Genomic DNA, 20,382 nt, shown 5'->3' with positions numbered 1-20,382 from the left:
TAGATACCGAACATGCATATGAAAAGAGCGTTCTACATAGGACGCTTTCAACCATTCCATCTTGGGCACTATTCCATAATAACGGGTATTGCCGAGGATGTTGATGAGTTGGTAATTGGAATTGGGAGTGCACAGAAAAGTCACGACCCAAAGAATCCATTTACTGCTGGTGAGCGTGTAATGATGATAAGGCATGCTCTCAAGGATGCCGCTATTACTCATTATGCCATACCAATTGAAGATCTGCAGAGGAATGCTGTATGGGTCTCTCATATTATTTCTATGACACCTCCTTTTGATCTGGTTTATTCTAACAATCCTCTGGTTGTTCAATTATTCAAAGAAGCGGGTATCGAAGTGCGTCAACCTCCCATGTTACACAGGGATGGATATTCTGGCAGTGAGGTCCGCCGAAGAATGCTCGAAGATGAGAACTGGAGGGAGCTGGTTCCCGATGCTGTAGCTGATGTGATAGATGAGATCGATGGTGTTGAAAGGTTAAAACAGATATCAAAGACAGATTTTGATTGATCTGGTCTCCGCTTTTATTCCTAGCTATTTTTCCAACAGATTTAAACCATATTTTTCAATAATGTATATTGCAATTAGCCGCAACATCATTTAGTGGAGAGTATAAATTGTCAGATCAAAAGAAACCCCTGTATTTTGTGAAAATGACTGTCTGGTATGCAAAGGTGCAAGATCCGGTAATAAAATGTTCAAAAAAATACAGGATATTGAATTGGCTATATTCGGTAAAAACGGTTGTATCTGGGGTAAGACAAGAACTGATTACTACGGCGTTACACCTGGCCATCCCCTGCCGGATTTTGTCAAGGGGACGTAAGCGTCCGTTTTTCAGGAAATTTTTATTTTTCGATGATCGCTTTAGCTCTGTCTATGAATGTCTGAAATACCCCGTGACAGCATTTGCCGGTGGGGTTGTTTACCTTGCACTGGCATTTTCCATCCGGATCGTAGAGACTGCGTATTCCTGAAATATCTGTGATATTCTTCTCGGTCACTGCTTTTTCCACATCTTCTTCTGTGATCTTGCTACAGTAGCAGGCGTATTTTGGGTTTGCACCTTCCTTATACCATAATGGTACCTTGAGTTCATTCTTTTCAAATATTGTGGAGCCACTTTCATTATAGTATGCAACATCACATCTTTCGTTCATGCAGAGCTGGTAATCCCCGGTTCCTGCCCTGTCGATAAGTTCATCTTTGACGATATGCCTTACAGTTACATTCCCAACCGCTCTGCCTGGCTCATTGCATTTCGGGCAAAGTGTATTCTTATTTTCCTGGCTAGTCTCAGTTTCGCTGCCTGTGCAACAGGAAAGTTGTATAATTTCTCCCAATTCATCCTCTCCTATATTAAGTTCAGCTATTTTCTTTTCGCAGTTCAAGTTTCAGGCTTTCAATGGGGTAGCCCATATATTGCCTCTGGCTGATGTCCGTATCCTCTCCAAGTATCTTCACTGAAAACCCTGCACTTTCTGCTTTTTGAATATAATCATCTTTGAGCAATGCACCGCCTATGCATGCACAGAGAAGTACTTCGTTGCTCCTCTCCTCGGGACTTAGCTCTTTTAACAGGACCATGTCAGATACATATGCTCTTCCGCCTTTTTTCAGTACCCTGTATGTTTCCTTGAATACATCTGTTTTTTCAGGGGCAAGGTTGATAACACAATTGCTGATAACAATGTCAATTGATTCATCATCAACTGGAAGTTTTTCTATATCTCCAAGTCTGAATTCCACATTCTTCATTTTGTAGTTCTCAGCATTTTTCCTGGCTTTTACTATCATATCTTCGGTCATGTCAACACCAATGACCTTTCCGCTCTCTCCTACCTTCTGTGCAGCCAGGAACGTATCAAATCCTGCTCCTGAACCCAGGTCAAGTACAATGGCACCTTCATCGATCTTTCCAAATGCCGTGGGGCTGCCGCATCCAAGTCCAAGGTTTGCTTCTGAGAAATTTTTAATATCCTCATCCGAGTATCCTATGTAACTTGACACTTCTTCGTTTGTAAGTTCGCTGCAGCAACATCTGTCAACCATTCCAATAGCTACTTTTCCATAGCTTTCTTTCACAACAGTCTTCTTTTTCTTATCGTCCATGCCATCTCCTCACAACAAGACTCGTTCTTTTAAACTCCGCATTTTCTGTCGCCTTTTATGAATGTATCATTCATGATCCATGGTATTTCAAGAATTATTGAAATAACAAATCATTTAAGGCAGATTAATGTTTGCCTTTGATATTATCTGTCTGGTGACTCGTTATCATATGGTTGAATTCTTGTAAAAAAACAGTTTGTATTATTGTCAGCTTTTAAACATACTTCCAACGGACTCCATCTTTTCCATCTTCTATAATGATGCCCTTTTCCTTTAGCTCATCCCTGATAACATCGGCCCTATTCCAGTCCTTTTCATTGCGCGCCATATCTCTCAGTTTGATAAGTTCCTCTATTTCCTCATCGGAAAGCCCTTCATTCCTGTTTCCTGAGCTTAGCTGCCAGCTCTCTTTGAGTATACCCAGTACTTGATCTATTTCCATAAAGAATTCCAGCACATTCCTCAGTACTTCTTTACTGGCTTTTTTCCCGGAAAGGATGGAGTTTATCTTGCGAGTGAACACAAAGATGTTTGCCAGTGCATCCCTGGTGTTAAAATCCTCATCCATTGATTCAATGAATGACCTTCTAGCCTCCACAACATCTTCGTAGAGGCCAAAGTCATCTCCTTCCTCGGATGCGTACTCCATGGCATACTTTATGTTGGTGACTGTGTTGCTTATTCTTTCATAGGCTCTGCCAGCCTCTTCAAGATGTTCCTCGCTGTAATCGATGTTGTTCCTGTAGTGGGTATTCACTATGAAGAACCTGACAGTCGAGGGTGGGAACTTCTTGAGCACTTCCTTGATGGTAAAGAAATTACCCAGGGACTTTGACATCTTTTCCTTATCAATGGTGAGGAATCCGTTATGTAACCAGTACCTGCTGAAGGGCTGTTTTCCCGTGTAACTTTCGGACTGCAGTATCTCCGCTTCATGGTGCGGGAATATCAGGTCCAGACCTCCGCCGTGAATGTCCAGTTGCTCTGAACCATATCCCATGGACATCACAGAACACTCAATATGCCACCCCGGTCGCCCTCTTCCCCATGGGCTTTCCCACCCTGGCTCATCTTCAGGGGATGATTTCCAGAGCACGAAATCAAGCTGATATCTCTTGTCATCCTCTATTTCGACCCTGCTTCCAGAGCCTTCCAGAAGTCCTTCCACAGTCTGGTGGCTCAGTATACCTATCATATCTTCAGAGCTTTCAAGGTCGTAGTAGACATTCCCCCTGTGGGTCGCATAGGCAGTCCCTTTGTCCACCAGTGCACCTATCATCTCTATTATCTGCGGAATGTGCTCGGTTACTCTGGGTTGCGTATCCGGCACCCTTACTCCCAGTTCTTCCATGTCATCTATGAAGGACTGTGTGAATCGATCGGCAAGTTCTAAGGGATCTTCGCCGCTTTCTCTGGCTCTTTCAATCACCTTGTCATCAACGTCTGTTATGTTCGAGATGTAATTGACATCGTATCCCTTATAGCTAAGGTAACGTCTGATAACATCGAATGAGACATAGCTTCTTGCGTGTCCCAGGTGGCAGTGATCATAGACCGTCGGGCCACAGACATACATGTTCACCTTATTACCATTGAGTGGAATGAATTCTTCCATTTCTCTTGTTAAAGTGTTGTGGACCTTCAACACCATCTCGCACACCTCATAATTTAAAATGCCGGGAGGGAGAATCGAACTCCCGAAAAACCGATTTGCAGTCGGTTACATTAGCCACTCTGTCATCCTGGCATTTAGATGAATACAAATAATTCCCCATTTAATATTTCGTGTTAACGTATTTATTCTTTCGTAGGTGGGTCACGCATGGACCTTTTGAATAGCTGGAAGTTTTTTATCCGTATGTAACGCTGTTAAACAGCCATAATTTAAAAGGCCATGCCACAAAATATTTTATATACTTCCTCTTATTCTGATGTAAAAATACAAAATATGGTTTGAAAGGATTTGGAGAAAAAGATGAATACAGAAAGGTTTGGCAATATTTGGGCAATATTCTTTTCCATGGGAATGTTGACGTTTTTGGTATGCAGTCACTTTTTATCAGGTCTCTACTCTGCGGCATTAATGGCAGGAGCAGTGATATTGTTGTTTGTTTCCGTAATTATTTTATCGAAGAACAATCTGCCTGCCTTGAAACTTCTTGTGGGGGGCAGTTTCACAGCTGCATTGTTCCTACAGGCGGATCAAATGGATAGTTATCTTAGTGCGATAATGGGTTTTGTGATGTTCTCGGTGTCCATGATGGAGTATAGGAAAGATCTTGCTCGAAAGGTCGAATACTGAACTTTCTGACTTCATTCTGTCTCCTCCTTTTTCTCCCAGCTATTTTGGCTTACATAAAAGCTATGGAAAGTAGATACAGATTTATATATATACATGTATATGCGTATATAATAAAGACCTGTACATCTTAGTTATACGCCTGCTAATCTTGCCGAAATCGTATTAGTATTAACTGGTGTCTGATTTGTGATAATAGGTATATTGGGCAACATTTGCAGTTAAATTTAGCTCCCTCTTAGGCTGGAATGATGGGGCGAATCAAAAAAATCCTGTTTACCACTATGAGGAAGTTCTATGAGTTATGATGCACTGTTTGGAGTCGTTAACAATGTAGTTCTTCTCCTTGCCCTGGGCGTGGTGTACGATTCATTCTTCTTCCAGATAAATGCAAGCAATAAGCTGAATAAGCTCATTATAGGTTCGATCATTGGCCTGATTGGCATCGCACTGATGTTAAGTCCCTGGGAATTATTTCCGGGTCTGTTCTTCGATACACGTTCTATATTACTCAGTATCACAGGGCTTTTCTTCGGTTTCATTCCTGCGGTGATAGCCATGATGCTCACGGCTGGCTTTCGTATTCATCAGGGTGGTATAGGTGCATTTCCCGGGGTCTTGCTTATAGTTGCGTCCACAGTTGAGGGTTTATTGTGGGCTCACTTCCGGGGCAGGCTGAAGGCTATATTCGGCTGGCTTGAACTGTATGCATTTGGTTTAATGGTGCATACTGTCATGCTCATGACCGTGCTAACTCTCCCTCTTGAGATTGCAATGGATGTGCTCGACCATATAGCTCTCCCTGTAATGCTTGTGTATCCAGTGGCGACAGTTTTGCTGGGTAATCTGTTGAATCATCGTATCTCCCGCAGGCAGGAACAACTTGCTCTTGGGGAAAGTGAGGAACGGTTCAGGGCTACCTTTGAGCAGGCAGCCGTGGGAATGTGTCAGTCAGAAACTGGTGGTGCCTTTCTTCACGTGAATCAGAAGCTATGTGATATAGTTGGTTATTCCTCTGAAGAACTTCAGGATATGAATTTTCGCGATATAACTCATCCGGATGATCTGAAAAAGGAGTATTCCATTGTTCGGAGTCTCATGAAAGGGCAAGAAAGTTCCTACTCTATGGAGAAGCGGTATATACGCAAAGATTCCAGTATTGTCTGGGTGAATATCACTGTCTCCGCAATGTACTCACAGGATAGGAAACCCACATATTTCATTGGTGTCATCGAAGACATAAATGAGCGCAAGAGGGCAGAGGATGAGCTTATGCGTGCCAAGGTGGCTGCAGAGAATGCAAATCGTGGAAAGAGTGAATTCCTGTCAAATATGAGTCACGAATTGAGGACTCCTTTAACTTCTATTATAGGTTATTCAGATGTTATGCTCAGTGAGCTTTCAGATGGCTTGAATGAAGCACACAAGAAATACCTCTCTCGAATCAATAAAAGTGGTAATCATCTTCTGGAGCTCATCAATAATATATTGGACATCTCAATGATAGAATCCATGAACTCTGATCTGGTATTGGAGAAGATGGATCCATACTCTGCCATAGCTGGTGTGAAGGCACTGGTAGATCCATTGGCACATAACAAGAACATAGATTTTACACTCACAATGTCAAAGGATCTTCCTTCTATGACTGTTGACGTATACAAATTCAAAAACATTCTGCATAATCTTCTGGATAATTCCATGAAATTCACGCAGGAAGGCGGTTTCGTCAACATCGATGTCACCAGAAAGAAAAATGATCTACAGATATCGGTAACAGACAATGGTATTGGTATCTCCCGGGCAGATATGGACCGTATATTCGAGCCATTTGTACAGGCTGACGGCTCATCACGCAGAAAATATGGTGGTTCCGGACTTGGTTTGATCCTTGTGAAAGAATATGTAATGATGCATGGTGGTGAAGTCTGGGTTGAGAGCGAACCTGGTAAAGGGAGCACCTTTACCTTCACAATTCCTATAGAATCCGCGACCTCTTAAAAATAGCCGAAACCTCTAAGTAAAGAAGTATTCACTCCAGTTCACAGAACCTGGTCTGTATTTGTCCAGTAACTCCTCAACATCATTTTGAAGCATCCCTTTCAGGACCTCCTCGATCTTCATGACTGTTTCTTTCAGTGAAAGCTCAGTCGTGTCAATTTCAAAGACTTTTTCACACCATTCTACTGACTCCACAAGAATAACATCAAGGGCTTCAGCTTCAAGGTTCTCTTCTATTTTCTCTGGAGAGTAGTTCCTTTTTGCAAGTCTTTCCCTGAGCACTTCGGGAGAAGTTCGCAAAACAATGACATTATCTGCAATGTGGTGGGAGAGATGACTGTCGATTATGGTGATATGTTCATCCTTGCCTGCAATTTCAAGCACCCTGTTTTCCACAAGGTCCATATCGGCTACCACGCAGTCACGCTCGGTATCCACCTCAGAGTAGAGTTTTTCTTCCTTGATGAGCTCATTGAGATGGATTATTCGATGCTGGTTCCTTTCTTCCAGTAAGCTTGTTACTGATGTCTTGCCAGTTCCTGGTGTACCTGTTATTCCTACAAGCATAGCTCTAAAAAGAATTGCAAATGCTTAATCCTTGTCCCTGCCTGCAATCTTAAGGAAGTTCTCAACGATCTTCATTCCCTCTTCGGTGAGTATTGATTCAGGATGGAATTGTACTCCGAAAACAGGGAACTCAATATGTTCAACTGCCATTATGATGTCATCTGCAGTTCTTGCTGTGACCTTCAAGCTGTCTGAAAGTTTCTCTATTGCAAGGGAATGGTATCTTGCACCGCTAAATGTCTCGGGTACCTCATCGAAAAGTGCAGATGGGTCATGCGTGATCTCGGAAGTTTTTCCGTGCACAGGTCCGCCCTTCACATGTCCTATGCTGCCATCAAACGCGACATTTATTGCCTGGTGTCCAAGGCATACTCCAAGTACCGGTATCCTCTGTCCGAATTCCCTGATTATGTTAAGACATGTACCGATATCCTCTGGCTTGTGAGGGGTTCCCGGGCCAGGCGAAATCACAATGGCATCTGGCTCAATGCCCCTTACCTCTTCAATGCTTATGGTATTGGGGACAACAACGGTATCCGGCTCGAATATGGATACATAGTCGACAAGGTTCCAGACGAAAGAGTCCTTATTGTTTATGAAAAGTATTTTCATTGTCCCCCTCCGATGGCTTTTATCATTGCAGCCATTTTTCTCTCGGTTTCCACATATTCGTACGTGGGGTCTGAATCGGCCACGATCCCGGCACCTGCCTGTACGTAAGCAGTGTTGTTCTTTATCAGTACGGTCCTGATGACAATTGCGAAATCCGCATCACCATTCCATGAATAGTAGCCTACTCCTCCTCCGTATATCCCTCTGGACTCGGACTCAAGGTCATCGATTACCTCCATTGCCCTGATCTTGGGGGCGCCTGAAAGGGTTCCTGCAGGGAATACCGCCCTTGTGGCATCGAACTGGTCACACTCATCCCGCAGCTCTCCGCTGACGGTACTTTCGATATGCTGCACGTGGGAATATTTGATGACACTCATCAGGTCATCCACATTCACAGTTCCTCCCTTTGAAACCATCCTGACATCATTGCGTCCAAGGTCTACAAGCATGATATGTTCGGCGCGTTCCTTCTCATCCTCGAGCATATGGGCAGCCAGTTCCCTGTCTTCTGCATCATCCTTTCCTCTGGGGCAGGTTCCTGCAATAGGATTGGTTATTACTCTGTCCTCGTAAACCGTCATGAGGGTTTCCGGACTTGCGCCAACAATGCCCACATCCCTGAAATTAAAGATATACATGTATGGGCTGGGATTGATACTCCTCAGCCTTATGTAGAGTTGCAGGGGTGTCTGGCTCATTTTAGCAGTATAACGCCTGGAAATGACCACCTGGAATATGTCTCCGTCAATGATATGCTGTTTTGCTGCGAGGACAGCTTTTTCGAAGGTATCCTGGTCCATGTTTGCCACTGTTTTTTCCGCATTGGCACTTGCAGGTATGTCCTCACTTATGCTGATGACTGCTGCCATGCGCAAAGAGCGTTCCATGAGCTGTGCATCCGCATGGGCATGCTCGTACACAGCATCAAGGTCACTATTATCTGTTACAAATGGCGTGAGCACCATGTAGGTTTCATTTGTCACATGGTCAAAAACAAAGGTCTTTGACATGATGGCAAAATGCATGTCAGCAGTGTCTGCATCAGGCTTTTTCTCTATTCCTAACCACGAGTCATAGACATAATCATAGCTATTGTAGCCGATGGCTCCTCCCAGGAATGTCTGCCTGTCAAAACGCTTCTCATTCAACAGAACAGTTTCATTGCTTGTGGGGAATATGTTGCGAAAAGCATCCAGTGCATCCTTTCCATCTTCGACCTTGACCTTTATTTTGCCACCTATGAGAGACTCCGTATCTCCCATTGCCTTTACTTTTCCATAGATATACTTCGTGAGTTCCGAGCTCTGCTGACATTCTATGGTCAGGTACTTGTCCTGTATGGATACTATCATCTCAGGTTCGGACCCTACGAATGAATACCTTGCATGCTTCTTTTCCTTCTCCACCGATTCCAGGAGGTATGAATGTCCCGCATTTTGCAGGGTGGCATACAACTGGAGGGGGTTGCAAACGTTCTCCACCTTTGCCATAAGCTGTACTATAGCAGGTTTGGGGGAGCTCTCAACAAGAGCTGTGAACTCTTCCTTACTAAGATCAAAATCAACCATTAACACACCTTGCCTCTCTTACGAACCTGCATATCTTCGCAGGATCCTTACGTCCTTCTGTCTCTACTCCTGAAGCTGTGTCCACAGCAAAGGGCTGGACCTGCTCAACTGCTTCACGGACATTTTCCGGTTTCAAGCCACCGGCAAGCATTACTTCAATATCTGTATTTTCGACTATCTGTCTGCTGACAGACCAGTCATGGGTAAGCCCCGTTCCGCCACTAGCTCCGGCTTTTCCTGAATCCAGCAGTATGGCATCTGTCAGGTCACTATCTGCCAGCATACTAATACGTTCAATTATGTCCTCTGCAACGTTATGTTTTTCCACTGGTATTGTGAAATTCTTGATGATCTTCAGTTTGCAGTTATCTCTGATCATTTCAATCTCATCAATACTGATCTCATTGTGGAGCTGGACTACATCCGGTTCCACTTTATTGATAAGTTCAAGTGCTTCATTTCCGCTGGCTGGCATGATGACAAGTACTGAGTCTACAAAGAGTGGTACTTTCTTAACAAGTTCAGAGGCAGTCTTGGCATCTATGTTTCGCGGGCTGTTCACTGGCACTTCGGTGATGAAACCCACGGCATCGGCTCCGTATCTCACTGCCAGTTCGATATCTTCAGCACACTTCATACCGCATATCTTCACTCTTGGTATGTTTCTCATTTAGTGCCTCACAAGCCTGTTTGTCATCACTGAACTCTATTAGTTTTTCCAGTGCCTTACCGCTGTCAATGATATCCTCTATAATGGGTATCGCATCCTTGATGGAATCTGCCTTTCCAGCCACATAGAGTGCGGCAGCAGAGTTCATCACGATAATATCTCTCTTGGGTCCCTTCTCCCCCTTGAGTATATAGATTATGTCCCTTGCATTCTCTTCAGGTGTGCCGCCAACGATGTCGTTAGCAGTTGCCCTTTTGATGCCTAATTCCTCAGGGGTGATGGTGTATGTACTGATCTTCCCATCCCGCAGTTCGGCAACACATGTCTCTGATATGTTGGATATCTCGTCCATGCCGTCTCCGTGGACCACCATTGCCCTTTCAACTCCCAGTTTCTTCATGACCTGTGCAAAAGGTTTACACAACTTCTGGTCGAAGACTCCTACAAGCTGCACTTTTGCATTTGCAGGATTTGTAAGTGGCCCGAGCATGTTAAACACTGTTCTTACGCCCATTTCCTGCCTTATGCCGCCCACTCTTTTCATTGATGGGTGGAACATGGGTGCGAACATGAAACCAATTCCCTTCTCTTCGATTGACTTTTTAACCTCTTCGGGTTCCTTGTCGATCTTGATCCCAAGTTCTTTGAGCACATCCGCACTTCCTGACAGGGAAGTTATGGAGCGGTTGCCGTGCTTTGCAACAGGCACTCCCGCTGCGGCGGTAACGATTGCAGAAGCTGTTGAGACATTGATGGTATTATGTCTGTCTCCTCCGGTTCCCACCACGTCCACAAGTTCTCCTTCAACTTCCGGGTGGATGGTATTGGCTGCCTTTTTCATTCCAGTGGCAAAACCTGCGATCTCTTCAGGAGTTTCTCCCTTCATTTTCAAAGCCATAAGAAGGCCTGCGATCTGAGCGTCCGTGGCCTCTGTGAATATCTTTGTGATGGCATCTTCGGCTTCTATTATCGTAAGGCTTTCTCCTTCACTGATTTTCTTGATATATGTCTTCATCCGAGTACCTCTGACTGCATCAATGTATATGTATGTACACCAATGCTTAGAAAGCAGCTATGATATTTAAGATTTGTGGATTTGTAAATTCCTTATTTTTTTGCTAATTTTAAAATGTACAATTCATTCTGTGTTGATGTTTATGTTCGGAAGCATACTTTTTGTTGGAGTGCCTAAAAATGTTATGTATGAAAACGTTTATATTTGAATATTGGCTATATCTTCTAAAAATAGGCATACCTACAATTAGGAGGATTGCTAAAAAATGTTAAACATAATTAATAAAAAAAGTTGCTGTAATTTTGAAGATGATGTTCAGGGGAGCCTTGAAAGGGTAATTCTTGTAGGGAACCCGAATGTTGGAAAAAGTGTTATCTTCAACCATTTTTCGGACAGTTATGCTGTTGTTTCCAATTACCCGGGAACCACGGTGGCTGTAAGTAAGGGGAAGGGGATGATCGGAGGAAAGGAGTACGAAATAGTAGACACTCCCGGGATGTATTCTCTGCAACCGATCACAGATGAAGAAAGGGTTTCACAAAATTACCTCTTCAACAAGAAACCGTTTGTTTACCTGCATGTGGTGGATGCCAAAAATCTTCAGCGTATGCTTCCTTTAACACTTCAGTTGATCGAGGCTGAGGTTCCTCTTATACTTGTCCTGAATATGATGGATGAAGCCTCTGAAAGGGGGATAAGTATCAATGCATCGAAGCTCGAAAAGAAGCTTGGGATTCCGGTCATCTGCACAACTTCAATAAAAGAAGAGGGCTTGGACAGACTTGAAGATGCAATATCCTCTTATGTCTTTCAACCTGTTGCCAGCAGAGTGGAATACAGCAGGGGAATAACGTATGCTATTGATACGATATCCTCACTGATAAAGTCAGAATATGAGATATCAAACAAGACGCTTGCGCAATTGCTTCTCCTGAATGATAGTGTTGCGCTTGAAAAGGTGGAACTGAATAATGAGGATATCGAAGCTATCGGGAAGATTGTAGAAGGAACTGAAAAGGAATACTCTGATCCCCTTAATTATGTAATGACCGTAGAAAGGCAGGATTTTGTCAATGAGATCGTTGATTCTGTCATGGTCACGGATAATACTGTGGGACAAGGTGTTGCAGCAACACAAAACGGACATATATCATCTATCAGGGGACGTATTGATAAACTTCTGATAAAACCTATTACAGGTGTTCCGATTTTGTTATTGGTCCTGTACTTTGGACTGTACAAGTTCGTAGGCGGTTTTGCAGCAGGGACTGTTGTGGACTATCTTGAGAGCACACTATTCGGTGAGATGATCAATCCCTGGGTCATAGGGAGTTTCAATTCCTTTGTGCCATACCCGATAATACAGGACCTCTTTGTAGGTGAGTATGGTATACTGACACAGGCAGTAACATATGCAATAGCACTTATCATGCCTCTGGTTGGAGCATTTTTCATTGTGTTCTCTATCATAGAGGATACGGGATATCTGCCCCGGCTTGCAATGCTTATAGACCGTGTTTTCAAAAAGATGGGCATGAGTGGCAGAGCAGTCATTCCAATGGTGCTCGGTTTTGGATGTGCTACCATGGCAACCATGGTCACCCGTACCCTTGAGACAAAGAGGGAAAAGGTAATTGCAAGTATGCTGCTGGCACTGGCAATTCCATGCTCTGCACAACTCGGTGTCATACTGGGTGTACTTTCATTCAGTGGAACCGCGCTGGCAATATGGGCAATTGCCATTGGTTTTGAGCTTCTGCTAATAGGTTATCTCTCATCGAAGGTATTGCCTGGTGAAAGTCCCAGTTTCTTTATCGAAATGCCTCCATTGAGACTGCCTAAGGTATCTAATGTGCTTGTAAAGACATATTCAAGAATGCAGTGGTATTTCCTTGAAGTACTCCCTCTCTTCGTTCTTGCAAGTGTGCTGATATGGGTGGGAAGACTTACCGGCCTGTTCCAGATAGCTGTTCACCTGCTGGGCTATCCTTCACAGTGGATAGGTCTTCCGGCTGAAGCGGGACTGATGTTCTTCTATGGTTTCTTCAGGAGGGATTTCGGTGCCGCTGGACTGTTCGACATGTATAATGCCGGAATGCTGACCGGAGTAAATCTTGTGGTTGCCGCCATAACACTGACCCTATTCATGCCTTGCATTGCCCAGTTTTTGGTAACTGTGAAAGAAAGAGGTGTCAAGATAGCTATGGCAATGGCAGTGTTCATTTTCCCAAGTGCCTTTGCTGTCGGATTCATCGTGAACCATATTCTCACAACTTTCGGAGTGGTGCTATGAAGTGCCCTCTTTGTGGAATGGAGTTCGACGAGCCTGACAGGTCGAAATGTTCGGGTTGTGGAAAGTTCAGCTCGTGTAACATGCAACGCTGCCCTAACTGTGGGTATGAGATCGCACCTGAAACAAAACTGGAAAAAATTATCAGAGGGATATTCAAATGAAGATAAGTGAAGACGCAGAGAACGCTCTTGAAAGGATGTGGGTGCATGTCCATGAAGAAAAAAATGATTCAATAGACCTTGTGTCACTTGGATTGGATATAAATTCATCTGTTATCGGGGAATTGCTTGAGACCGGGAACATTGTATTATGTGATTCACGTGCCGGGCTTTCAGAAGCAGGGGCTGGCAATGGTAGGACTGTGGTCAGAAGGCGCAGGCTTGCAGAGCGGCTTCTTGTGGATGTGTTAAACACAAAGGAGAAATATGTGCGCAGTTCCTCCTGTGAGTTCGAGCACATACTTCACAGGGGCATTGACGAGAACGTATGCATATTGCTGGGTCATCCGCGTACATGCCCGCATGGAAAACAAATTCCTGAGGGGGAGTGCTGTAAAAAGGCCAGAGAAGAACTTGAGCATGTAGTTGCTCCTCTCTCATCATTGCAGAATGGTCAAAGCGGTAAGATCGCTTATTTTGACATGAGGGAAGAAAAGAAAATGCAAAAGATGCTTGCAATGGGTGTGCTTCCGGGTATATCCGTAAACCTTGTTCAGTCATATCCTTCATATGTTTTTGACCTGAACCACACAAGATATGCCGTTGACACTGAAATTGCAGACAGTATCTATGTGAGAATTGAAGGGAACTAATAGTAATTCCTTATGTACTTTGGATCGAAGGTCCAAAGTTCATTAGTTCCCGATTTTTTAACCTTTGTTTGAACTTAGTAGTTACAGGAATTTTTTCAATCCTGGGCTTCTATTATCTCATATATCTTCTGCATATCCAGACAGTTCTCTACCACTTCGGCGAGTTCCTGGTAGGCTTCTTCCTCGCTTGTTACGACCTCTGGGACGTATTCGATGCCTTTTTTCTCTGCCAGATAAATAACAAGTGCGCGCCTTACGTTCTCATTCTCGAAAAGGCCATGCAGGTAGGTGCCTACTACTGTTCCATCTTCATTGATGCTACCGTCATCTCCGAAAACAGTTCTTTCTGTCTTCGTATCTCCCATATGGATCTCGTAGCCAGTAACCTCTTCTCCTTTAATATGATTGAAAATAGGTCCCTGTGCAACTACTTCCTTTCTTACCTGTACAGTCTTCTTCTCGTAAGCTCCGAAGCTTGTAGTGATATCAAGCAAACCAAGTCCTTCGTAGTCTGCCTCAACCCCGTTCTCAATACCCGAGTCATGAATTGTCTTTCCAAGCATCTGGTATCCTCCGCAGATGCCGAAGATGGGTATCTTGCCCTGCAGGGCGCTTATCTGGATGTCCATGCCGCTTTCCTTCAGGTCGAGCAGGTCATTGATCGTATTCTTGGTGCCCGGGATGATAACACAATCCGGTTTTCCAAGTTTCTCATCCAGGTCCACGTATCTTATTTTCGCAACCCTCTCAAGTGGCTCGAAATCTGTGAAATTTGATATTCTTGGGAGGCGGATGACAGCGATCTCAACATCATTGATGCCCTCTTCATCCATCTGTCCTTTCTTCTTATTGATGGCCATTGAGTCTTCGGATGGGATCTTTATCTTATAGTAGGGTAGCACTCCAAGCACGGGCACTCCGGTCAGATCCTCAAGCTGTTTCAGCCCCGGTTCCAGTATGGCAGGGTCACCTCTGAATTTGTTGATGACAAAGCCTTTGATATTCTTACTGATGTCTTCCGGGAGCAGCTCTTTTGTTCCGTAGAGACTTGCGAACACTCCTCCTGACTCGATATCTCCCACCAGGATAATAGGTGCATTCGTGATCCTTGCTGTTCCTACATTGACGATGTCACGTTCATAAAGGTTAATCTCTGCGGCTCCGCCTGCTCCTTCCATGACTATCAGTTCATATTCTGATTCAAGTCTCTCAAGTGCTCCCTTGAGGACATCATGCATCTCATCAATTGAATCGTAATAATTGCCTGCGGTTTTATCTGCGTACGGTTCCCCGAGCACTATTACCTGAGATGTGCGGTCACCCTTTGGTTTGAGTAATACAGGGTTCATATCTGCGGTTGGTTCCACGCCCGCAGCCTTTGCCTGAATTGCCTGCGCAATTCCAATTTCCTTGCCATCCTTTGTGATCCATGAGTTGAGGCTCATGTTCTGGGCTTTGAAAGGGGCTACCTTATATTTGCTGGACAGTATCTTGCAAAGACCTGTGACCATTATGCTCTTTCCAACATCGGATGCAGTGCCCAGGACCAATAATTTCTTTGTTTTTTTGCCATTATCCATTTTCAACACCCTTTGTGATATTTCCTCATTTTACATTGTGATTTACAAGTTTTATGAGGGGCAAGTTATATCTACTTAACTCCATTTAATCTTAGTTAAGGTGAAACATGACTGAACTTTTGCATGTAAGTGGCGGACCCACAAAACCAGAGATAATTTCAATAGCCCTATCTAAACTTGATTTAAGAAATGGAGATAGTTTTTTCGATGTTGGCTGTGGTACAGGTGCCGTATCAATTGAAGCAAGTAAAATGGTACGTGATCTTAAGATAAATGCCATCGATGCCAGAGAAGAGGCTATCGAAGTAGCAAAGACAAATTTTGCTGCTTTTGACATCGAAAATGCAAGTGTTCATTCGGGTGAATCATCTGAAATACTTTCTGAGCAGCCAGTGGGAAGCATTGATTGTGCTTTCATTGGTGGTACCAAGAATATCTCTCGTGTTCTTGAGGTCCTGGCCGAGAAGAAAGCAAGAAGCATCGTATTGAATGCTGTGAGGATAGAGACTGTCGTAACTGTAATAAATAAGATGAAAGAACTTGACTTATTCGATGAGGTTTTGCATATAATAGTTTCTCGCGGAGTGCCTTTAACAGGCGAAACGATGTTCAAACCTGAAAATCCCGTATACATTGTTGTGGGAAGGTCAGGTAATAAATAATTTTAATTTGGTGATACAATATGCTTATTGGAGTAGGACTTGGACCAGGTGACCCGGAGCTTCTTACATTGAAAGCTGTCGAGGCCCTGAAAAACAGTTATAAGGTGTACGTTCCCGGCCGTATGGCAGCTGAACTGGTAGCACCTTACGCAGAGGCGGAGATCCTGGATTTCCCAATGTTGACCGATTATGACGTTCTAAACGCTGTCTGGAAGAAGAATGCTGACAAGCTGGCAGAAGAATCCAAAAATAACCTTGTTGTTTTTGGGCTGATCGGCGACCCTAACTTCTTCTCAACATTCACGCATCTAAAACGTGTAATGAACAAATTCTATCCTGATGTGGAAATGGCAACAATTCCGGGAATCAGCTCGATAACATCATTCGCTGCACAGACCGGTGCAGAGGTTGATTCGTCTTTCGAGGTCAGTGACGGCTCGCAGAGCAAGTACAAGATAAGACTGAAGGCAACAAAACCACATGAAATAATGGAATCCTTCGAGAAGGAAGGGTTTAACAAATTTACTTTTGCCGAGCGTCTTTTCAGTCCGAATCAGGTTATCATAGAAGGCAAAGAGAACATTCCTGAAAAGGGTAACTATTTCAGCATCATCTTTGCGGAAAAGGAAGAATAGATTACAAGGAGTATCAAAATGACAAAAGATAAAGTTTATTTTGTAGGTTCAGGACCTGGTAATGCTAAATATATCACAGTAATGGGTCGTGAACTCTTAGAAGCTGCTGACCTTGTTATCTATGCAGGTTCTCTTGTGAATCCTGAAGTGCTTAATTACTCAAAGGGAGAGAAGATCGACAGTTACGGTCTGACTCTTGATGAGACCAACAAACTCATAGTTGACAATCTCAGGGCCGGAAAGAATGTGGTAAGGCTGCACAGCGGCGACCCTTCCCTTTACGGTTCCATTGTGGAGCAGATCGAGGAACTCAAAAAGTTCGATGTTGAAGTTGAGATAATCCCTGGTGTTTCCTCTGTGTTTGCTACAGCAGCAGCACTTCAGACTCAGTTGACCCTCAATGATGTGTCAGAAACTCTCATAATCACACGCCCGGCAGGAAAGACCCTTGAGGAAGACAAGATAAAGGAACTCTCAAGACATAATGCAACCATGGCTGTTTTCCTGGGTACCCAGAAGATAGAAGAGATCATGGAAAAGGTGGAGTACGCACCTGACACTCCTGTGGCAGTTGTGTTCCATGCATCATGGCCTGATCAGAAGATCATAAAGGGTACTGTTGCAGACATAGCATCCAAGGTCAAGGAAGCAGGCATCAAGCGCTCTGCTATGATATTGATAGGCGGGGTAGTTGACCCTGTAGAATATGGAAACTACGGGAGGTCTTACTTATACGGAGTGGCACAAGAACCGCTGTCATAACCTTTGAGCGAAATCTCGAGGTTGCCCAGAGGCTGGCAGGACATCTGGATGCGGATGTCCTGATGTATGACAAGGCCGTATTCAAAAGGGCTTTCCAGGAATATGATGTAATTGTGGCTGTTTTTGCCACAGGCATCGTAGTACGTGAGATAGCACCTCTTATCGAAGATAAGTGGAAGGATCCTGCAGTTGTGGTGGTTGATTCTAATATGAATTTTGCCATCCCTCTGCTGGGGGGTCATCATGGCGGCAATGAAGCTGTCAGGAAGATCTCCGAGATAGGTCCTGTCCCTGTGGTAACAACAGCCACAGAGGTTCATAACAAAAATTCTGTAGAGGGTATAGCCAAGTCCCTCGGCTGTGGCATCGTCAACAAGCCTTCCACCGTGCAGGTGAATTGTGCCCTGCTTGACCAGGATGTGGAAGTTCTTGATATCAAAGGTCCTAAAATAGTTATTGTAGGGGACGATGTTTCTGTTCTTAAAAGAGAAAAGGCAGAGGATGCATGATCATTGGTATAGGGGCCCGTAGAGGGGTCAGCAGTCAGGAAGTACTGGATGCAATTGAAAATGCATTGGATGTGGCTGGCAGGAATATCAGTGATGTGCGGATGCTCTCATCTGCAAAACTGAAAGCGGATGAAGAAGGCCTCCATGAGGCCGCAAACATTCTTGGCATTGAAATCAGATTCATAGATCATGATGAATTAAACAAATATGATGCGCCTTCACAATCGCAGGCAAAACGCTTTGGCTTAAAAGGTGTTGCAGAGCCGTCTGCACTGGCGCTATCAGATAATAAAAAATTGATACTAAGGAAGAAAGTATATGGCAGGGTCACAATCGCAATCGCAGAGTAAAGGAAAACTTTACATCATTGGTATAGGCCCGGGTTCTGTTGATCAACTCACTGTACGTGCAAAAGAGGTCATTGAGAATTCGGATTATATTGTAGGAAACGGCACATATCTGGATCAGATGGCAAGCCTTCTGGACAAACAGGAAATAGTCCGCAGCTCCATGGGTAAGGAAGTAGATCGTTCCCGAAAGGCAGTGGAACTTGCACAGGATAATGTTGTCGCCATGATAAGTGGTGGGGATGCAAACATCTATGGTATGGCAGGTCTGGTCCTTGAGGTTGCAGAACATGCAGATCTTAATGTTGAGGTAGAGGTTCTGCCTGGTGTCACAGCGATCACAGCAGCAGCAAGTGTTCTGGGCGCACCCATCGTGAACGATATGTGTACTGTGAGCCTCAGTGATCTTCTGACTCCATGGGAAGTAATCGAGAAAAGACTTGATGCAGCTGCATCCGCAGATTTTGTGATGTCACTGTACAACCCTAAGAGCCGCCAGCGCAAGTCCAATTTCTCAAGAGCTATTGAGATAATCAGGCGCCATAAGGACGATTCCGTACCTGTGGGTCTTGTGAAGAACGCACTGAGGGACAAGGGGCAGGATTACATAGTCACTACACTCGGTGAAGTGATGGATCATAATGACTGGGTAGATATGAGCACTACCATCCTTATCACAACCAATGATTCCCGTATATGGGAGTCAGCACATGGTAAGAGAATAATAACTCCAAGGGGGTATCATAGGAAATATGACTACTGAAGCAACAGATCCTAAAAAGCAGGCTGATGTGGACTTGGAAGATCTTGTGGAGATGACCACAGAGATCGACCCGGCGCTTGTCAACATCTGCACCGACCTTGGCTCACAAACCGATGAGGCAAAGGCAATTTACATGACCAGTCGTAACATTGCTAAAAAGCTCGTGGGTGACGATACAATCGAGGATAAAATAAGGCAGAGATGTGTTACCTCAACAGGTGACCCTGCGGTTGCTGACCTCATGCGTTTTGTCAATGATCCTATCAAAGCAGGTGTCGAAGCTATCAAAAAAGGTGCTCCTATTCTTGTTGATATCAATATGGTCAAGGCAGGAATTACAAAGAGAGGTCATAACTGTGAGGTTATCTGCGTACTCGATAAGGATGAGGATGCAGAGCTTGCCCGCAAATATGGTATCACAAGGACTGCAGCAGGTTTTTTGAAATGCAAGGATATACTGGAAGGTTCAATTGTGGCCATTGGTAATGCACCATCAGCCGCTTTTGCAGTTTGCAGAATGATCGAGCACGGCATCAAACCAGCTATCGTTGTAGGCACTCCTGTGGGTTTTGTCAACGCGGCAGAATCCAAGGAAGTTGTCAGGGAAGCTGATGTGCCTTCCATCACATGTGTGGGCACACGTGGCGGAACCCCAATGGCAGTAGCTTGTGTAAATGAACTTGTTGCAATTGCAAACGACGATGAATGTGTAATTGACTGAACAGCTTCTATATTGAAGATGTTCTATAACCTGTCTTATGGGCAGGAAGACGCTGGAAAGTGAGCCAACCATGCAGCAATTGTATGCGTTGACCTCACCTGCAGCTCAGACATGGGCTAGTTATCTATCTGCAATGGTACATTACACCGAATGCTGTGGCAAGACTCCTACTGAATTAATTTCCTCTGCACGGGCGGATATATAAGCCGGTACACTGATGAGCGAGATGGAAATCTTTTGGCTTATACCACAGTTCAGGCAGTATTTAGAGATGCAAAAAGGCCCACAGTCCGGGAGAAACATTGCACCAACTACAATTCAAAAATATATTTGCCACGTAACTTCTTTTTATGCATATTTTCATATCAATGAAAGTGAAAAAGAAATCGAAAAAATCAAAATTAAAATCAAAGAAGAGTGTGTATAATCAC

At 44.1% G+C, this 20,382-nt stretch carries 24 protein-coding genes and 1 tRNA gene; 15 read left to right on the top strand and 10 right to left on the bottom strand.

Going from position 1 to position 20,382, the window contains the following annotated elements; translation table 11 throughout:
- Positions 1–12 precede the first annotated feature (12 nt).
- Positions 13–531, top strand: a complete 519-nt coding sequence (locus V7O66_RS09520) for a nicotinamide-nucleotide adenylyltransferase (RefSeq protein ID WP_406660074.1) — start codon at positions 13–15, stop codon at positions 529–531.
- Between the two features lie 338 nt (positions 532–869).
- Here V7O66_RS09520 and V7O66_RS09515 read toward each other — a convergent pair whose 3' ends face one another.
- From V7O66_RS09515 to V7O66_RS09500, 4 genes are all read right to left on the bottom strand, one after another.
- A complete protein-coding gene (locus V7O66_RS09515) occupies positions 870–1,364 on the bottom strand; it encodes a (2Fe-2S)-binding protein (protein WP_406660073.1) in 495 nt (164 codons plus the stop codon).
- Positions 1,365–1,386: 22 nt separating this feature from the next.
- A complete protein-coding gene (gene arsM, locus V7O66_RS09510; RefSeq protein WP_406660072.1) occupies positions 1,387–2,133 on the bottom strand; it encodes an arsenite methyltransferase in 747 nt (248 codons plus the stop codon).
- 214 nt (positions 2,134–2,347) lie between these two features.
- Positions 2,348–3,784, bottom strand: a complete 1,437-nt coding sequence (cysS, locus tag V7O66_RS09505; protein WP_406660071.1) for a cysteine--tRNA ligase — start codon at positions 3,782–3,784, stop codon at positions 2,348–2,350.
- 23 nt (positions 3,785–3,807) lie between these two features.
- Positions 3,808–3,880, bottom strand: a tRNA-Cys gene (locus V7O66_RS09500).
- A gap of 228 nt (positions 3,881–4,108) precedes the next feature.
- On the opposite strand from V7O66_RS09500, the gene V7O66_RS09495 reads away from it, so the two are divergent.
- Positions 4,109–4,435: a hypothetical protein gene (locus V7O66_RS09495; protein ID WP_406660069.1), complete on the top strand. Its 327-nt coding sequence runs from the start codon at positions 4,109–4,111 to the stop codon at positions 4,433–4,435.
- A gap of 294 nt (positions 4,436–4,729) precedes the next feature.
- Positions 4,730–6,433 (top strand): PAS domain S-box protein, encoded by a 1,704-nt coding sequence (locus V7O66_RS09490; RefSeq protein WP_406660068.1) that lies wholly within the window; start codon positions 4,730–4,732, stop codon positions 6,431–6,433.
- A 15-nt stretch (positions 6,434–6,448) separates the two neighbouring features.
- Here the strand turns inward: V7O66_RS09490 and V7O66_RS09485 are convergent, their stop codons facing one another.
- Genes V7O66_RS09485 through trpD form a run of 5 tightly spaced genes read right to left on the bottom strand, consistent with a single transcriptional unit; the run spans position 6,449 to position 10,868 of the window.
- Positions 6,449–7,000: an adenylate kinase family protein gene (locus tag V7O66_RS09485; protein ID WP_406660067.1), complete on the bottom strand. Its 552-nt coding sequence runs from the start codon at positions 6,998–7,000 to the stop codon at positions 6,449–6,451.
- Between the two features lie 24 nt (positions 7,001–7,024).
- Positions 7,025–7,612, bottom strand: a complete 588-nt coding sequence (locus tag V7O66_RS09480; RefSeq protein ID WP_406660066.1) for an anthranilate synthase component II — start codon at positions 7,610–7,612, stop codon at positions 7,025–7,027.
- On the bottom strand, positions 7,609–9,183 hold the full coding sequence (gene trpE, locus V7O66_RS09475) for an anthranilate synthase component I (protein ID WP_406660065.1): 1,575 nt from the start codon (positions 9,181–9,183) through the stop codon (positions 7,609–7,611). The genes V7O66_RS09480 and trpE overlap by 4 nt, the downstream gene beginning before the upstream one ends.
- Entirely contained in the window at positions 9,176–9,853 is a 678-nt protein-coding gene (locus V7O66_RS09470; RefSeq protein ID WP_406660064.1) for a phosphoribosylanthranilate isomerase, read from the bottom strand. The genes trpE and V7O66_RS09470 overlap by 8 nt, the downstream gene beginning before the upstream one ends.
- Positions 9,807–10,868, bottom strand: a complete 1,062-nt coding sequence (trpD, locus tag V7O66_RS09465) for an anthranilate phosphoribosyltransferase (protein WP_406660063.1) — start codon at positions 10,866–10,868, stop codon at positions 9,807–9,809. Before trpD ends, V7O66_RS09470 begins: the two co-directional genes overlap by 47 nt.
- 265 nt (positions 10,869–11,133) lie before the next feature.
- On the opposite strand from trpD, the gene feoB reads away from it, so the two are divergent.
- Genes feoB through V7O66_RS09450 form a run of 3 tightly spaced genes read left to right on the top strand, consistent with a single transcriptional unit; the run spans position 11,134 to position 13,972 of the window.
- Positions 11,134–13,161 carry a ferrous iron transport protein B gene (feoB, locus tag V7O66_RS09460; RefSeq protein WP_406660062.1) on the top strand — a complete coding sequence of 676 codons (2,028 nt, stop codon included), beginning with the start codon at positions 11,134–11,136 and terminating at the stop codon, positions 13,159–13,161.
- Positions 13,158–13,322, top strand: coding sequence for a hypothetical protein (locus V7O66_RS09455; protein ID WP_406660061.1), 165 nt, complete (start codon positions 13,158–13,160; stop codon positions 13,320–13,322). The genes feoB and V7O66_RS09455 overlap by 4 nt, the downstream gene beginning before the upstream one ends.
- Positions 13,319–13,972 carry a metal-dependent transcriptional regulator gene (locus V7O66_RS09450; RefSeq protein ID WP_406660060.1) on the top strand — a complete coding sequence of 218 codons (654 nt, stop codon included), beginning with the start codon at positions 13,319–13,321 and terminating at the stop codon, positions 13,970–13,972. Before V7O66_RS09455 ends, V7O66_RS09450 begins: the two co-directional genes overlap by 4 nt.
- Positions 13,973–14,067: 95 nt before the next feature.
- On the opposite strand, the gene V7O66_RS09445 is transcribed toward V7O66_RS09450, so the two are convergent.
- Positions 14,068–15,552, bottom strand: coding sequence for a cobyric acid synthase (locus V7O66_RS09445; protein ID WP_406660059.1), 1,485 nt, complete (start codon positions 15,550–15,552; stop codon positions 14,068–14,070).
- A gap of 107 nt (positions 15,553–15,659) precedes the next feature.
- On the opposite strand from V7O66_RS09445, the gene cbiT reads away from it, so the two are divergent.
- The 9 genes from cbiT (at position 15,660) to V7O66_RS09400 (ending at position 20,378) form a co-directional block, all read left to right on the top strand.
- Positions 15,660–16,214, top strand: a complete 555-nt coding sequence (gene cbiT, locus V7O66_RS09440; protein ID WP_406660058.1) for a precorrin-6Y C5,15-methyltransferase (decarboxylating) subunit CbiT — start codon at positions 15,660–15,662, stop codon at positions 16,212–16,214.
- Positions 16,215–16,234: 20 nt separating this feature from the next.
- Positions 16,235–16,849 carry a cobalt-factor II C(20)-methyltransferase gene (locus tag V7O66_RS09435; RefSeq protein WP_406660057.1) on the top strand — a complete coding sequence of 205 codons (615 nt, stop codon included), beginning with the start codon at positions 16,235–16,237 and terminating at the stop codon, positions 16,847–16,849.
- A gap of 18 nt (positions 16,850–16,867) precedes the next feature.
- Complete coding sequence (gene cobM / locus V7O66_RS09430; protein WP_406660056.1) at positions 16,868–17,611, top strand: precorrin-4 C(11)-methyltransferase; 744 nt, start codon at positions 16,868–16,870, stop codon at positions 17,609–17,611.
- Between the two features lie 62 nt (positions 17,612–17,673).
- Positions 17,674–18,120 (top strand): cobalamin biosynthesis protein CbiG, encoded by a 447-nt coding sequence (locus V7O66_RS09425; RefSeq protein WP_406660055.1) that lies wholly within the window; start codon positions 17,674–17,676, stop codon positions 18,118–18,120.
- The gene (locus tag V7O66_RS09420; protein WP_406660054.1) at positions 18,117–18,470 is read left to right on the top strand and encodes a cobalamin biosynthesis protein; all 354 of its coding nucleotides are present in this window, start codon (positions 18,117–18,119) and stop codon (positions 18,468–18,470) included. The genes V7O66_RS09425 and V7O66_RS09420 overlap by 4 nt, the downstream gene beginning before the upstream one ends.
- On the top strand, positions 18,439–19,230 hold the full coding sequence (gene cobJ, locus V7O66_RS09415) for a precorrin-3B C(17)-methyltransferase (RefSeq protein ID WP_406660053.1): 792 nt from the start codon (positions 18,439–18,441) through the stop codon (positions 19,228–19,230). Before V7O66_RS09420 ends, cobJ begins: the two co-directional genes overlap by 32 nt.
- A complete protein-coding gene (locus tag V7O66_RS09410; protein ID WP_406660052.1) occupies positions 19,220–19,951 on the top strand; it encodes a precorrin-8X methylmutase in 732 nt (243 codons plus the stop codon). The genes cobJ and V7O66_RS09410 overlap by 11 nt, the downstream gene beginning before the upstream one ends.
- 37 nt (positions 19,952–19,988) lie before the next feature.
- Positions 19,989–20,156 carry a hypothetical protein gene (locus tag V7O66_RS09405; RefSeq protein WP_406660051.1) on the top strand — a complete coding sequence of 56 codons (168 nt, stop codon included), beginning with the start codon at positions 19,989–19,991 and terminating at the stop codon, positions 20,154–20,156.
- Positions 20,157–20,168: 12 nt separating this feature from the next.
- On the top strand, positions 20,169–20,378 hold the full coding sequence (locus V7O66_RS09400; protein WP_406660050.1) for a hypothetical protein: 210 nt from the start codon (positions 20,169–20,171) through the stop codon (positions 20,376–20,378).
- The last annotated feature ends 4 nt before the right edge of the window (positions 20,379–20,382 follow it).

Origin of the sequence: Methanolobus sp. ZRKC3 (genome assembly GCF_045291275.1) — an archaeon.
GTDB lineage: Archaea > Halobacteriota > Methanosarcinia > Methanosarcinales > Methanosarcinaceae > Methanolobus.
The sequence above is the reverse complement of the archived record's forward strand: the minus strand, read 5'-3'. Positions and strand labels throughout refer to the sequence as shown.